Here is a 15,361-nt window from a genome sequence, read left to right on the forward strand (position 1 = left end):
TCTCCTTTGCCGCGCGGCAAACACCGCGCACCGTTGTTTGAATTATATTTAGGATATATTATCAGTATAGCAAACAAAGGGCAAAAAACAATAGGTTTTGCGTAAAATAAAAAAGAAAGTTTCCCCGCGCTCCAACTGCCCTGCGGGCGGGTGCCCTTGCAATTGGCCGCCGCCGGGCCTAAAATTGAACAGGAAGATAAAAACCGGCCGGAGGCCGGGTGTGAGGGAAGTGTTTTATTTTGGAAGCAACGTGTGAAAAGCGCGTGCATTTTACCCGGCGGGATCTGACCCGGCTGCTGGCCCCGCTGGTGGTGGAGCAGTTTCTGGCGGTAACGGTGGGCATGACGGATACGATGATGGTGTCATACGCGGGCGAGGCGGCCATCTCCGGCGTTTCGCTGGTGGATATGCTGAACGTGCTCATTATTAACATCTTTGCGGCGCTGGCCACCGGCGGCGCGGTGGTCATCAGCCAGTATCTGGGCGCACGGGATGTGGAAAGCGCCAAAAACGGCGCGGGCCAGCTGTTCCATCTGGCGGCGCTGGCGGGCGTGGGCATCATGGCGCTGGCACTGGCCTTTGCCCGGCCGCTGCTGGGCCTTCTGTTCGGCCAGATTGAGCCGGATGTGATGGACGCGGCGCTTTTGTATCTGCGTATCTCGGCGGCCTCCTACCCCTTCATTGCCCTGTACAACGCGGGTGCGGCGCTGTTCCGCAGCATGGGCAACAGCAAAATCAGCATGCAGGTGAGCATTCTGATGAACGCGGTGAACGTGGCGGGCAACGCCATCTGCGTGTTCGGTCTGGGCATGGGTGTGGCCGGTGTGGCCCTGCCCTCGCTGGTGGGCCGTGCCATGGCCGCGGGGCTGATTCTGTGGCGGGCTTCGAACCCGGCCAATCTGGTGCATGTGAAGGCTGCCCAGTGCCTGCGGCTGCACCGGGGCATGGCGCTGCGCATTCTGAACATCGGCATTCCCTCCGCCTTTGAGAACAGCCTGTTCCAGCTGGGGCGGGTGCTGGTGGTGAGCATCATCGCGGTGTTCGGCACCGCCCAGATCTCCGCCAACGCGGTGGCCAACAATCTGGACAGCATCGGCTGCATTCCGGGGCAGGCCATCGGCCTGGGGCTCATCACAGTGGCGGGCCAGTGCATCGGCGCGCAGGATCAGAAGGCCGCCATCTCCTATACCAAAAAGCTGGTGGGCCTGACCTATCTGGTGGACGGCGCGCTGAATCTGGCGGTGATTCTGGGCATGCCGTTGCTGCTGGGGCTTTACAACATCTCGGCCGAGACCCATCAGCTGGCCTGGCTGCTGGTATTCATCCACTGCGCCTGCGGCATTGTGCTGTGGCCGGTGGCCTTTGTGCTGCCCAACGCCCTGCGCGCAGCCAACGATGTGCGCTTCACCATGACCGTGAGCATTGCCAGTATGATGATCTGGCGGCTGGGCTTCAGCTATGTGCTGGGCATCGGCTTCGGCATGGGCGCCGTTGGTGTGTGGATCGCCATGGTCATCGACTGGGTCTGCCGCAGCGCCTTCTTTGTGGGCCGGTTTGTGAGCGGCAAATGGAAAACCAAATACAAAGCCTGAGGGATAAACGGAAAAGGAGCAAAGCAATGAACGTATTCAACCACAAACGGCCCCTGCGCCGGGATAACTATGATCTGGCCGCCGCGCTGCTGGAATTTCTGGATCGGATGAAGGCGGAGAAAAAGGAGGCGGCGGCCCCCTGCAGCCCGGAGCAGTTCGCCCTGCTGCTCACCGGCCCGGCGGCTCTGCGCAAGGTGCCCGGCATCCCCGGGGCCATGGGTGCGGAAAAGCTGTTTCTCTGCAGCCGGGACGGCGGCGACGCCGCCGCGGTGCGGGAGCACTGCCGCAAGCTGTATGGTGCAGACGATGCACAGGGCCTTGCGGCCTTTGCGGAAAAGGAATACAACACCCAGAACGACTACACCCAGTTTCGCAGCTTCTGGAAGGGCCGCCCCTGCTTTGACGTGAACGCACTGGACGAGCGGGGCCGGTTTCTGTTCAATGCCTGCAAGGATTTTGCCGAGCTGCTGGCCCCCATTGCCGGGCGCAAGGGCTTTTTTGCCTTCGACTGCGCCGAGCGGCTGGGCCTGTGGCGGGCAGCGGCCGCGGCGGGCATCATCACCGAGGAGGAGTTCTGGCAGAAGGCCCGGCCGCTGGCCTCCGCCGCTTCCGACCGGTACGACAGCTTTCTGGAATACGCGGCGGGCTATTTGTGCGGCGCCTGCTACGACATGTTCCGGGGCCAGATGGCCGAGGAAAACAGGGTGGACAAGGACGAGATGCGCCAGTACGTGGAGCTGAACTGCCGGGTGCTGGAGCAGCTGCTCACCGGCCCCTGGCAGGCTGCCGCCTGGTACAAGCGCCCGCCCAAGCAGTATAAGCTGAACCCCGGCCAGCTGCGGCCGGTGCTCACCGGCTACGAGGGCGGCGACAAGGTGGCCTGCATCGCCAGCGACCGGATCACCGTGGACGGACTGCCGGTGGGCTACCTGTTCCGGGAGCAGCCCCTGGACCCGAACGCGCCGGACAGCGGCTGGCGCATCTTTGCCGGGGACGAGGACGCCGACTACATGGCGGATGCCGCCCATTTTGAGTTTTACCACCTGAACACCATCTGCAACTATGACGCTTCCATTCTGGAGCTGCTCAACGCCCCTGCGCCGGTCGCCTTCCGCCGGGCGGGTGACGGCTGGCAGCAGGAGGAGCGCTGAAGCCTGCCCGTGCCCGGTTTCCTTTTTTCGGAGACCGGGCATTTTTGTGGGGCAGGCGGGCAAAATACCGTGCAAGTTACACAAAGAAGGGGGCGCAAACAGGCGTTTTACTTGACAGAACGCCCCCGAAAGGATAGGATAAAGGTAGAACGCGGGGCGTGTGAAAAAACCGGCGCCCCCTTGACCGGAAAGGATTGGCTCTATGCTGAAAAACCTGTATCTGATGAGCGGCACCGATGCCTTTACCAAGGGCGGGCTGGATAACGTGGCCCTGACCGAGAACGCCGTCTGCCTGGAGCAGTCCGGCGGGCGGTATGTGCTGTACGGCTGCTTCACCTCGCCGGAAATCCGCTTCCCGGCCTTCCGGCAGCTGACCGTGAGCTGGAATGCGGAGACGCCCAACGGCACGGTGGTGGAGGCCCAGGCCCGGGTACTGGTGGACGGCGAGTGGACCGGCTGGCTGACGCTGGGCAAATGGAGCCCCTACATCCGGCGCGAGAGCCTGCATCAGGAGGCGGCAAAGCCCGCCTATGTGAACGGCGATACCATTCATATCCCGGCGGGGCGGGCCAGCCTTGCCCAGCTGCGGATCTACCTTTATACCAACGACGAGCAGCTCACCCCGCTGGTGCGTCTGCTGGCCGCCAGCGTGCGCCCGGTGGACTGGCGCTGGGAGGACGCCGAGCCCTACGGCCGGCTGCTGCGCCTGCCCGCGTACAGCCAGCAGCTGCGGGATCCGGTGTTTGCCGGGAGCATGAGCGCGGCGGTGACCCTGGCCTCCATGATCAACCGCTGGGGGCAGGATGCCCTGCCCGAGGAGCTGGCCTGGGGCATGCGGGACTTTGCGCTGGGCGACTGCTTCAACTATGCTTTCATGACGGCGCTGGCCGGCGGCTACGGCTACCAGGCCTACCGGGCCTATCTGGACCCGGCAGCAGTGTGGCAGCAGGTGAAGGCGGGGCATTCCATCGGCCTGCGCATGCACTACGCTGCAAACAGCGAGGATGCCGCCCGCCTGGGTTTGCCGGTGCTGCCGGGGGCCTTTGCCACCGGGGCGGATCAGTGCATGGCTCTGCGGGGCTTTGCGCTGGAAAACGACCAGGTGTATGTGCTGGTGAACGACAGCCTGGCCCCCACCGACCGGCAGGCGGAGACCCGCTATCCGGCAAAGGAATTCTGGGCGGCTTACAGCGGCGAGGCGGTGATCATCACCGGCAAGCACCCCGGCGAGGATGCGGGCCATCCCATCCGCCGCCGGGTGGGGCTGCGGGCGCTGGAGCAGCTGGGCTGCTACCTGTTCCAGAGCGCCGAGGGCGAGGATCTGCCCCTGCCCGAGGACTTCGAGGGCACGCTGGCCTGCACCGTGCCGGACGGCGTGGCCCACGCCACCACCGCCCACAAGGCCTTCCACTACCTGCGCCGCACGTCGGCGGGGGCGGTACAGCTGCCCCCTGAGCTGCTCAGTGAGGCGGGCCGGCTGACCGTGTACGCCATTGATTCCAGCGGCGGCGGTCTGGTGGGCGAGGTGCATACCGGAAACTGACCGGCCATTTCTGCGAACGCGACGGCGCGAAGCCTTGCGCCGTGCACAATAAAAGCCACAAGGCGGAAACACCGCCATAAAGGGGGTCAATTGTATGAAGCGCAACATCATCACCATCAGCCGTGAGCACTGCACCGGCGGCCTGGACATTGCCCGCAAGGTAGCCCAGGATCTGAACATCCCGTTCTACGACAAGGAGCTCATCACCATGGCCGCCAAGGAGAGCGGCCTTTCCGAGGAGTCCATCGCGGCGGTGGAAAAGCGCCACTCCGCCAGCCTTTTGTACAGCCTGTACACCATGGGCGGCGATCTGCCGCTGAACGATCAGGTCTACATCATCCAGTCCCACATCGTTTCCCAGCTGGCGGAAAAGGGCCCCTGCGTGATCGTGGGCCGCTGCGCCGACTATGTGCTGCGGGATCGGCCGGATGTGCTGAAGGTCTTTCTGCACGCCACCATGGATTTCCGCAAGAAGTTCGCGCTGGCGGCGGGGGATTTCGCTCCCGGCACTGAGGACCGGGTCATGGAACTGAGCATCCAGAAGGAGGATAAGCGCCGCGCTTCCTACTACAATTACTACACCCAGAACCGCTGGGGCGAGGCCCAGTATTACGACATGTGCCTGAACGCGGCGCTGGGCATCGACGCCTGCGCCGAGCTGATCGAGAAGGCTGCTCAGCTGGAGGGCTGACCTTTTCCCCGGTGGGAACACCGGAAAAAAGGGCGAATGATACCATAACGCTTCGCATTATGCTATAATAGCCGCAGAGGGCGGCCCGGCGTGCGGCTGTGCGCCAGGTCGCCCTTCTTTTTTTGCGCGGGCGGTTCTGGCTGCCCGGATCACAAAAACAAAGAATGGAGAGATTTTACTATGGTACGCATCACCATGGAAAACGGCAAGACCATCGACCTGGAGCTGGACGCTCAGGCCGCACCCATCACCGTGGAGAACTTCCTCAAGCTGGTGAACGAGGGCTTCTACAACGGCCTGACCTTCCACCGCATCATCCCCGGTTTCATGATCCAGGGCGGCTGCCCCGAGGGCACCGGCATGGGCGGCCCCGGCTGGCACATCAAGGGTGAGTTCGCCCGCAACGGCTGGAAGAACCCCATCAAGCACGAGCGCGGCGTGATCAGCATGGCCCGCGCCATGGATCCCAACTCCGCCGGCAGCCAGTTCTTCATCATGCACGAGGACGCCCCCCATCTGGACGGCGGCTACGCTGCCTTCGGCCGCGTGGTCAGCGGCATGGACGTGGTGGACGAGATCGCCAACACTCCCACCGGCTTCCAGGATCGCCCCGTGACCCCCGTTGTGATGAAGACCGTGGAGGTCATTGAGGGATGATCGAAAAGCTGAAAGGGCTGATTGAGAAGTATTACGAGCAGCTGGCCTACCTGTTTTTCGGCGGGCTGGCCACGCTGCTGAACATCGTGCTGGCGCTGGTGTTCCGCTGGATGGGCATGCCCACCACCTGGAACACCCTGCTGGACAATGTGGTCTGCATCCTGTTTGCCTACTGCACCAACCGCATCTGGGTGTTCCGCAGCCACAGTAAGGGAATGGACGCGCTGCGGGAGTTCGCCTCCTTCATCGGCTGCCGCCTGGGCACGCTGGTGATGGACGTGGCCATCATGTGGATCGGCGTAGATCTGCTCGGCGCGGCGCTGGTGCCGGAAGGCTGGCAGGGCGTGTGGTTCCTGGCGGTAAAGCTGGTGGATCAGGTGCTGGTCATCCTGTTCAACTACATCTTCTCCAAGCTCATCATCTTTAAAAAAGGGCAGAACAGTTAAATACGATCCCGAAGGGAGCCCCGGCGGCATGCCGGGGCTCCCTTTTTAATTTCATAATATTATATTGACATTTAATATTATACGAAATATAATATTATCAGAAACAGAAAGGGAGGCGACGGCGTGGCGTTCAACAACGGAGCGGCGCTGATGGATGCGCTGGTGCTGAGCACGGCGGCGAAGGAGCCCACTTACGGCTACCGGATCACCCAGGACGTGCGCAGAATCATGACGGTGAGCGAAAGTACCCTGTACCCGGTGCTTCGCCGCCTGCAGAAGGAAGGGTACCTGGAAACCTACGATCAGGCTTTTGCCGGGCGCAACCGCCGGTACTACCGGCTCACCGAGGCGGGGGCCCGGGCACTGGAGCAATACCGGGCCGAGTGGATCGAGTATAAAAAACAGATTGATTCCATGCTGCTGGAGGGAGAAGAGCAATGACGAAACAGGAATTTTTGCAGCGGCTGAACCGCCTGCTGGCGGACGTGACCCCGGAGGAACGGGAGGAGGCCCTGCGCTATTACGAGGAATATTTCGACGAGGCCGGCCCGGAGCAGGAGCAGGCGGTGCTGGCCGAGCTGGGCAGCCCGGAAAAGGTGGCTGCCATCATCAAGGCCAACGTGCCGGGCAGCCGCATTCCGCCCCGTTATCAGGCGCCGGGCGCCGGGCAGGCTGCGGCCGGCGGTGCAGCCCGCTATGCAAACCCGCCCCAGTACCCGGGCGCAGCGCCGAAAAACGACAACCGCACCCTGTTCTGGGTGGCGGTGGTGGCGGCTCTGCTCATTCTTTCGCCCCTGTGGCTGAGCGTGCTGGGCACGGTGTTCGGGGCTCTGCTGGCGGTGATCATCACGGCGGTGGCGCTGGTGTTCAGCGGCGCGGCGGTCGTCATTGCCGGAATCATTGTAACGGTCAAGGGCTTTCTGACCATCGGCGCCGGCGTGGGCACCGCCCTGCTGGTGGCTGGCATGGGCGTGCTGGATGTGGCCCTGGGCTTTGCGATGCTGGGCGTGGGGTTTGCGCTGTGCATGCTGCTGGTCTGGCTGTGGCGCATGGCGGTGCGCGGCTGGAACCGGGCAAAGGAAGCGATGGCACAGAAAAAAGCGAGGGGGAATGAGCAATGAAACGTCTGGTAAAATACTGCTTCATGGCGGCGCTGGGGCTGCTGATCCCCGGCATTCTCCTGTGTGTGCTGGGCACCGTTGCCGGCGGCGTATGGGGCGAGGCCTTCAGCCGCAACAATGTGATTTCCGGCTCCAAGCCCATTTGGGGCTGGGGCGACCGGGATCACGACGACTGGGACTGGGACGATGAGGACGACTGGATGTGGGGCTGGAGCTGCAGGGCCGGGAATTCGACAGCGGCAAGAGAGCCTTCTCTGGCGCTTTCCGGGTCGGACAGCGGGCAGATTCCCCGCGGAACCGGCGAGATCCGGGAGCTGGATTTCAACGTGCAGGCGGGCCATCTGGAGCTGACGCTGGGCGATGATTTCGCATTGAACAGCGACGGCTGTGACGGGGTTCTGGTGGACAGCACCAGAGAGAACGGCGTGTGGAAGCTGAAGGTGTGGAGTGAACACAACCACAGCCAAAACCACGGCAGCGACGACACCGTGGAGGTGGTGCTGCCCCGGGATGCCTGGTACGATGCGGTGGAGCTGGAGTGCAGCGCCGGAGCCATCACCGGCGAGGAGCTGGCCTGCGGGAATCTGGAAGTGGATGTACAGGCGGGCAGCGTACAGCTGCGCCGGGTGCAGGCCGATTCCATGGACCTGAGTGCCGATGCGGGCAGCGTGGATGTGAGCGGCACCGTGAACGACACCGCGAAGGTGGAGGTGAACGCGGGCAGCGTGACCCTGCGCACCCCCCGGCCGGAGCAGTACGGCTATGCGCTGGAATGCAACATGGGCCAGGTGGAGATGTTCGGTGAGGTTTCCTCCTCGCTGTACAAGCGGGTGGTGGAAAACGAGGAGCTGCACCCCTTCTTCGACCTGGAGGTGAACACCGGCAAGGCGGTGGTAAAGGCGGACGATAATCTGTAACAGAGCAAGCAAACGGCTTGGGGCCATGCCCCGGGCCGTTTTTCATACAAAACGGCTATACAAAAACCGCCAAAGCCGGTATAATGGGAAAAAACAACAGCGCCGGGCGTTTGCGGCGCGGAAGGAGCGGTGCCATGGAGCGGCATGTCATGCGGGTGGAAACCTTCGGCGGGCTGGCCGTCTGGCTGGACGACCAGCCGCTGGTGCGCCACGGCGAGCGCATCAACAAGAATCTGGAGCTGCTGGCTTTGCTTGCCATCAACGGGCGCGCACCCCTTTCCAACGAGGCGCTGGCCGGCCTGCTCTGGACCGGGGAGGAGAGCCATAACCCGGCGGGTGCGCTGAAAAACGCCGCCTACTCGCTGCGCCGGCTGCTGGAGCAGCGGGGCGCGGGGCGGGAGCTGATCACCGTGGAGGACAAGCAGTACCGCCTGGCGGGCGACCTTGTGCTGGAGGTGGACCTGTGGCGGGCGGGGCAGCTGGCCGAACAGGCGGTGAACCAGCCGGACCCGGCCCGGGCGCTGGAAGCCTGGCAGGAGCTGGACGGCATCTGCTGCGGGGATTTTCTGCCCCAGCTGGCAGACCGGCCCTGGGTGGCCGGGCAGGCTTCCCTTGTGCGGGACGGCTGGCTGGCTGCCGCACGGCGGGCCGCGGCCCTGCTGCTGGACGGCCCGGAACGCACCGGAGCCCGGCAGGCACTGGCGGTCTGTGCCGAGGCGCTTTTGATCTTCCCGGACGATATGAGCCTGCAGATCATCCGCTTTGCGGCCATGCAGCGGCTGAACATGAAGGCGGCGGTGCGCAGCCAGTATCCGCTTCTGGCCGAAATGCTCATGGAGCGGCAGGGTCAGGCGCCACCGGCCCGGCTGCGGGCCATCCACCAGTGGGCCACCGAGGGCGAGAGTCGGGGCCGGGAGGAGATGCTGCGCATTCGCCAGAAGCTGGCAAACCACGAAAAGAACGCCCCTCCGGGGCCCTATTTCTGCGAGTACGACCAGCTGCCCATGCTCTACGCCATGGCCCGGCGTCAGGCGGCCCGCACCGGCCAGACCACCGTGCTGCTGCTGGTGAGCGCGGAGAGCCAGCCGGGCAGCGCAGCCGCCGGCCCGGATCAGGAGCTGCGCTTTTTGCTCAGCCAGACCTTGCGCCGGGGCGATGTGTGCTGCCGCTACGGCCACGACCAGTATCTGGCCCTGCTGATGCTGGCCGACCCGGCCCACACCGACGCGGTGGAGCACCGGCTGCGGGCGGGCTGGAAGCCGGTGAACGGCCGGCTGGAGCTGATGTTCGATTTCGGCGGCCCGCTGCCCCAGATCACCGGCGAATAATTTTCTGCCCCCATCCGATGGATGGGGGCTTTTTTGCGCTCGAATTGGGAAATTTTTGGGCGGATTTCTTAAAAAATTCACGGATTGTATCAGGATCGTTGGTTGTGTGGCCCAAAAACTTTGTTTATAATAAAGGTAACGACCGGGGAGCCATTCCCCCAAAAGGAGCGACGCAATGGAACGGCATTTTGTGGAATTCGATAACGTGTGCAAGTATTACCAGATGGGCGAAAACCGCATCGCGGCCGCGGATCACGTCTCGTTTTTCATCGAAAAGGGCGAATTCTGCGTGATCGTGGGCCCTTCCGGCGCGGGCAAGACCACCGTTCTGAACATGCTGGGCGGCATGGACGGCTGCGACGAGGGCCGCATCTATCTGGATGGCCAGGAGGTGAGCGCCTACAACCAGAAGCAGCTCACCCGCTACCGCCGTTACGACGTGGGCTTTGTGTTCCAGTTCTACAATCTGGTGCAGAACCTGACCGCACTGGAAAACGTGGAGCTGGCCAATGAGATCAGCAAGGACCCCCTGCCCGCGGAGCAGACCCTGCGGCAGGTGGGGCTGGAGCACCGGATGGACAATTTCCCCGCCCAGCTTTCCGGCGGTGAACAGCAGCGGGTGTCCATCGCCCGGGCGCTGGCCAAAAATCCCAAGATCCTTTTATGCGACGAACCTACCGGCGCGCTGGACTACAAAACCGGCAAGCAGGTGCTGGCCCTGCTGCAGAACACCTGCCGGGAGACCGGCCGCACCGTGATCGTGATCACCCACAACTCCGCCCTCACCGCCATGGCGGACCGGGTGATCCACATCCGCAACGGCCAGGTGGCCGGTGTGGAGGTGAATGAGAACCCCACCCCCGTGGAAAGGATCGAGTGGTAAACCATGAAACGTACATACCGCAAAACGGTGGTGCGCACCATCCGCCAGAGCCTGAGCCGGTTTCTGGCCATTTTTGCGATTGTGGCTCTGGGCGTGGGCTTTCTGGCGGGCCTTCTGGCCACCACGCCGGACATGCGCTATTCCGCCGACCGCTTTTTTGACGAGACCGACCTGTTTGATCTGCGCATCGTGGGCACCCTTGGCCTGACCGACGAGGATGTGGAGGCGGTGCGCGCCATTGACGGGGTGGAGCAGGTGATGCCCGCCTACTCGTCGGACGCCATCGTGAACACGCCCTCCGGCGACGCACTGGTGGCCCGCATCCAGAGCGTGCCGCTGGATCAGATCGAGGCAAAGGAGCCCCAGGGCTACCTGAACCGGATGGAGGTGGTGGAGGGCCGCCTGCCGGTGAAGGAGGACGAGTGCGTGGTGGAGGAGGGCTCCGACTACCATGCCATGGGCTTTTCGGTGGGCGACACCCTGACCATCTCGCCGGAAAATGAGGACTGGGAGGACACCTTCGCCCGCAACGAGCTGAAGGTGGTGGGCGTGGTGAGCACCAGCGCCTATTTTTCCATCGAGCGGGAGAGCGCCAGCGTGGGCGACGGCACGGTGGACGTGGTGCTTTACACCGGTGAGCAGAATTTCACGCTGGATGTGTGGACCGACATTTATGTGCAGGTGGCCGGGGCCAAGGCCTACGACAGCCTGACCGATGCCTATACCGATTATGTGGATCTGACCGCTCAGAAGATCGAGGACATCAGCGGCGAGCGCAGCCGCATCCGCTATGAGCAGGTGAAGACCGGGGCCGAGGAGGCGCTGGCCGATGCCACCGCCGAATACGAGGACGCCAAAGCCGAAGCGGAGCAGAAGCTGGCGGATGCGGAGGAGGAGCTGGAGGACGGCCGCAGCGAGATTGAAGAAAACGAGAAAAAGCTGGAAAACGCCCAGAAGGAGATCGACAGCGGGCAGGCCGAGCTGGATGCAAACAAGGAGAGCCTGCCCGGTACCCTGAGCGCCAAGCAGCAGCAGCTGGCGGACGCGCAGGCCAAGCTGATCGACGCCAAGGCGGAATACGAGGACGGCGTGGCCCAGGTGGAGCAGAAGAGCCAGGAGCTGGAGAGCGCCAAGCAGCAGCTGGAACAGGCAAAACAGCTGGTGCAGCTGCTGGAGCCCACCCTGACCCAGGCCCAGGAGGCTCTGCCCAAGTTGCAGGCCCGGGTGGACGAGCTGCAGCCCACGGTGGACAGCGCAAAACAGCTGGCCGACCAGCTGGAAGCAGCCCGCGCCGAAGCCCAGACAAAACGGGATGAGGCCGCCTCTGCGCTGGACGCGGCCAACGCCGAGCTGACCAATGCTCAGGCGGCCATCGACGCGGCCCGGGGCGAGCTGACCGAAGAGGAATGGGCCGCCCAGAAGCCGGAGGAGGCCGCCCCGCTGCTGGCCGCCCGCACCGAGGCTGAGGCCCGGGTACAGACCGCGCAGGCTGAGCTGGACACCGCCCAGCAGGCGCTGGATCTGGCGGCCGGCCAGGCCGAGACCGCCCGCGCCCAGGCGGATGCGGCCCAGGCTTTGCTGGACGAAGCCAACAAGGCGCTGGCCGAGGGCCAGCAGACCCTGAACGACACCCAGGCCCAGCTGGACGAAGCCAAGGCTCAGATCGCGGAAAACGAGCCCAAGATCACCGAGGGCGAAAAACAGCTGGAGGACGCCAAGACCCAGCTGGAGGAGGCAAAAAAGCAGATCACCGAGGGCGAAAAGCAGATTGCTCAGGGCGAGAGCGCACTGAGCATGGCCCCCGGCCTTGCCCAGCTGGAGCTGGAACTGGCCCAGGAAAAGCTGGATTCGGCCAAAGCCGAGCTGGAGGACGGCACCGCCCAGCTGGAGGACGCCAAGCAGCAGCTGAGCGAGGGCGAGGCGGAATACGCCGAGCAGAAGCAGAGCGCCGAGGAGCAGCTGGCCGACGCAAAGCAGCAGCTGGACGACGCCCAGAAGCAGATCGACGAGCTGGAGGAGCCGGAATGGTACCTGCTCACCCGGGATGAAAATGTGAGCTTCGCTTCGCTGAAATCCAACGTGCAGAAGGTGGAGGCCATCGCCCGGGTGTTCCCGGTGTTCTTCTTCCTGGTGGCGGCGCTGGTGGCCCTGACCACCATGACCCGCATGGTGGAGGAGGAGCGGCTGCAGATCGGCACCATGAAGGCGCTGGGTTACAGCAAAAAATCCATCATGGCCAAGTATGTGATCTACGCCATGACCGCCACCGTGGCCGGTTGTGTGTTCGGCTTGCTGGTGGGCTTCAATCTGTTCCCCACGGTAATCTGGAATGCCTACTCCATGATGTATACTCTGCCTAAGATATACTGTCTGTTTAATGTTCCCTATGCGGCCATCGCCTCGGGCGCGGCCATCCTGTGCACGCTGGCGGCTACCCTGAACGCCTGCTGGGCCACCTTGATGGAGACCCCCGCCACCCTGATGCTGCCCAAGGCCCCCAAGGCCGGCAAGCGCATTCTGCTGGAGCGGGTGCGCCCGGTGTGGAAGCGGATGAAGTTCACCCACAAGGTCACCGCCCGCAACCTGTTCCGCTACAAAAAGCGGTTTTTCATGACCGTGGTGGGCATCGCCGGCTGCACCGCCCTGCTGGTGACCGGCTTCGGGTTGCACGATTCCATCAGCGACATCGTGAACAAGCAGTTCGGCAAGGTGTTTACCTACGATTTCACCGTGAGCGTGCGGGATCCGGAGGAATTCGAGGGCAGCGAGCTGGAGCAGGTGCTGGGGGACACCTCCCTTGTGACCGACTGGACGCTGGTGCATCAGGAGCAGAGCGAGAACGAATTTGGCGACATCACCTTCGAGACCTATCTGTTCGTGCCCGAGGAGAGCAGCCACATCGGCAGCTTTGTGGATCTGCACGAGCGAAAGAGCGGTGAATCGGTGGCCTTCTCGGAAACCGGGGTGGTCATCACCGAAAAGATGAGCGAGCGGGCGAATCTTTCGGTGGGCGATACCGTGACGCTGGAAAACAAGGACGGCCGCACCGGTACCTTCCGGGTGGACGGCATCGTGGAAAACTACGTGGAGAACTACGTTTACATGAGCGCCGAGACCTATGAGGCGGCCTTTGGCCAGGCGCCGGAGTTCGATCTGGTGCTGGGCCATGCGGCGGACGATTCCGACGAGGGCCGCGCCGCGCTGAACAGCACCCTGCTCAAAACCGAGGGCGTGGCGGGCGTAAGCCAGATCAGCGACTTGAAGAATACCTTCAGCGGCATGATGCAGAAGATCGACATCATCGTGGTGGTGCTCATCGTCTCCGCCGGTGTGCTGGCCTTTGTGGTGCTGTATAACCTGACCAACATCAACATCACCGAGCGCACCAAGGAGATTGCCACCATCAAGGTGCTGGGCTTCTACGACAGCGAGGTCTCGGCATACGTGTACCGGGAGTCGGTTGCACTGTCGGTGATCGGCACGCTGGTGGGCCTTGTGCTGGGCATTTTCCTGCACATGTTCGTGATCCACTCGGTGGAGGTGGATGCGGTGATGTTCGGCCGCACGATCAAACCGATGAGTTATGTGTTCAGCGCCCTGCTCACCCTTGTGTTCAGTGCGCTGGTGAATCTGGTGATGCACCGCAAGCTGCGCCACATCAGCATGGTGGAGAGCATGAAGGCCCCCGAATAACCGGGAAAAAACACCCGGAACACTCCCCCAAAGGGTTACAAAGATTTGATTTGACGGGACCCGGCGGCACATACTATAATAGTTTATATGGGGCGCGGGGCTTGGCCTCGCGCCCCACTTTTTGCAGAAATCTGCAAACCGGAAAGGAAGTGACCCCTGTGTTCTCGTCAACTGTGACGCAGACAGATTCCGCAGCGCCGGAGACCCTTCTCATCGTGGATGACGACGAGATGAACCGGGCGATTCTGGAAAATATATTTGCCGGGCAATACCGCATCGAGCAGGCGGAAAACGGCCGCCAGGGGCTGGAAAGCATTCTGGCAGATCCGGGGCGGCTGTGCGCCGTGCTGCTGGACGTGATGATGCCCGAAATGAACGGCCTCGAGGTGCTGCGCCGGCTGCATGAGCAGGGCATCACCAGTCAGGTGCCGGTGTTCATGATCACCGCCGAGACCGGCGACGACATGATGAAGGAGGCCTATGCCCTGGGCGTGATGGATGTGATCGGCAAGCCGGTGGTGCCCTATCTGGTGCAGCGCCGGGTGGGCAGCGTGGTGGAGCTGTTCCGGGCCCGGCGGCGGCTGGACAGCGTGGTGGAGCGCCAGAAGGATGCCCTGCTGGCCCAGGCCAGCAGGATCATCGAGCTGGGCCACGGCATGATCGCTTCGCTGGCGGCGGCCATCGAGTTCCGCAGCGGCGAGTCCGGCGACCATGTGCGCCGGCTGCAGCGCATCACCCGGGAGCTGCTCACCGGCACCGAGCTGGGCGAGGGGCTCAGCGAGCAGACCGTGGAGGACATCGCGCTGGCGGCGGTGATGCACGACGTGGGCAAGATCGCCATCCCGGACGCCATTCTGAACAAGCCCGGCCGGCTCACGGCCGAGGAATTTGAAATCATGAAAACCCACACGGTGCAGGGGGCAAAGCTGCTGGAGAACATCCCCCAGATGCGGGATCACAGCGCCTACGAATATGCCATCGACATCGCCATGCACCACCACGAGCGGTGGGACGGCCGGGGCTATCCCCACGGTTTAAAGGGGGATGAAATCTCGGTGGGTGCGCAGATTGTGTCTCTGGCGGACGTGTACGACGCGCTGGTCAGCCCCCGGGTGTACAAGGCGGCCTTCTCCCACGAGAAGGCGCTGGAGATGATTCTGAACGGGGAGTGCGGCGTGTTTTCGCCCCGGCTGCTGGAGTGCTTCCGGCAGATGCATCCCCGCATCCGCGCGCTGTATGAAACGAAGTCTGCAAATAAAAAGTCAACAGGGAATTGAGGAAAGTTTGCAACCTTAGTAGGAGGCGAAAGAGAGCAAAACAAAAAGACCGCCGCGCAAGC

At 63.1% G+C, this 15,361-nt stretch carries 13 protein-coding genes; all 13 read left to right on the forward strand.

The genetic code is table 11. The annotated features are described in order from the left end of the window. Positions 1-239 precede the first annotated feature (239 nt). The 13 genes from EDD77_RS06385 (at position 240) to EDD77_RS06445 (ending at position 15,299) form a co-directional block, all read left to right on the forward strand. A complete protein-coding gene (locus tag EDD77_RS06385) occupies positions 240-1,592 on the forward strand; it encodes an MATE family efflux transporter (RefSeq protein WP_242868352.1) in 1,353 nt (450 codons plus the stop codon). A 26-nt stretch (positions 1,593-1,618) separates the two neighbouring features. Further along, entirely contained in the window at positions 1,619-2,743 is a 1,125-nt protein-coding gene (locus EDD77_RS06390) for an immunity protein Imm33 domain-containing protein (protein ID WP_058964011.1), read from the forward strand. Positions 2,744-2,945: 202 nt separating this feature from the next. Continuing rightward, positions 2,946-4,286 (forward strand): cysteine peptidase family C39 domain-containing protein, encoded by a 1,341-nt coding sequence (locus EDD77_RS06395; protein ID WP_058964012.1) that lies wholly within the window; start codon positions 2,946-2,948, stop codon positions 4,284-4,286. 94 nt (positions 4,287-4,380) lie between these two features. Then, positions 4,381-4,977 carry a cytidylate kinase-like family protein gene (locus EDD77_RS06400; RefSeq protein WP_058964013.1) on the forward strand — a complete coding sequence of 199 codons (597 nt, stop codon included), beginning with the start codon at positions 4,381-4,383 and terminating at the stop codon, positions 4,975-4,977. Positions 4,978-5,157: 180 nt separating this feature from the next. Further along, a complete protein-coding gene (locus tag EDD77_RS06405; protein WP_058964014.1) occupies positions 5,158-5,634 on the forward strand; it encodes a peptidylprolyl isomerase in 477 nt (158 codons plus the stop codon). Continuing rightward, positions 5,631-6,080: a GtrA family protein gene (locus tag EDD77_RS06410; protein ID WP_058964015.1), complete on the forward strand. Its 450-nt coding sequence runs from the start codon at positions 5,631-5,633 to the stop codon at positions 6,078-6,080. The genes EDD77_RS06405 and EDD77_RS06410 overlap by 4 nt, the downstream gene beginning before the upstream one ends. A gap of 123 nt (positions 6,081-6,203) precedes the next feature. Further along, positions 6,204-6,521 (forward strand): PadR family transcriptional regulator, encoded by a 318-nt coding sequence (locus EDD77_RS06415; RefSeq protein ID WP_058964016.1) that lies wholly within the window; start codon positions 6,204-6,206, stop codon positions 6,519-6,521. Continuing rightward, on the forward strand, positions 6,518-7,201 hold the full coding sequence (locus tag EDD77_RS06420) for a DUF1700 domain-containing protein (protein ID WP_058964017.1): 684 nt from the start codon (positions 6,518-6,520) through the stop codon (positions 7,199-7,201). Before EDD77_RS06415 ends, EDD77_RS06420 begins: the two co-directional genes overlap by 4 nt. Beyond that, entirely contained in the window at positions 7,198-8,118 is a 921-nt protein-coding gene (locus tag EDD77_RS06425) for a DUF4097 family beta strand repeat-containing protein (protein WP_058964018.1), read from the forward strand. Before EDD77_RS06420 ends, EDD77_RS06425 begins: the two co-directional genes overlap by 4 nt. 134 nt (positions 8,119-8,252) lie before the next feature. Then, on the forward strand, positions 8,253-9,446 hold the full coding sequence (locus EDD77_RS06430; protein WP_058964019.1) for an AfsR/SARP family transcriptional regulator: 1,194 nt from the start codon (positions 8,253-8,255) through the stop codon (positions 9,444-9,446). A gap of 175 nt (positions 9,447-9,621) precedes the next feature. Then, complete coding sequence (locus EDD77_RS06435) at positions 9,622-10,329, forward strand: ABC transporter ATP-binding protein (protein WP_058964020.1); 708 nt, start codon at positions 9,622-9,624, stop codon at positions 10,327-10,329. Positions 10,330-10,332: 3 nt separating this feature from the next. Next, entirely contained in the window at positions 10,333-14,022 is a 3,690-nt protein-coding gene (locus EDD77_RS06440) for an FtsX-like permease family protein (RefSeq protein WP_058964021.1), read from the forward strand. A 158-nt stretch (positions 14,023-14,180) separates the two neighbouring features. Continuing rightward, complete coding sequence (locus EDD77_RS06445; RefSeq protein ID WP_058964022.1) at positions 14,181-15,299, forward strand: HD domain-containing phosphohydrolase; 1,119 nt, start codon at positions 14,181-14,183, stop codon at positions 15,297-15,299. Positions 15,300-15,361 lie beyond the last annotated feature (62 nt).

This window comes from Allofournierella massiliensis, assembly GCF_004345265.1.
GTDB lineage: Bacteria > Bacillota > Clostridia > Oscillospirales > Ruminococcaceae > Allofournierella > Allofournierella massiliensis.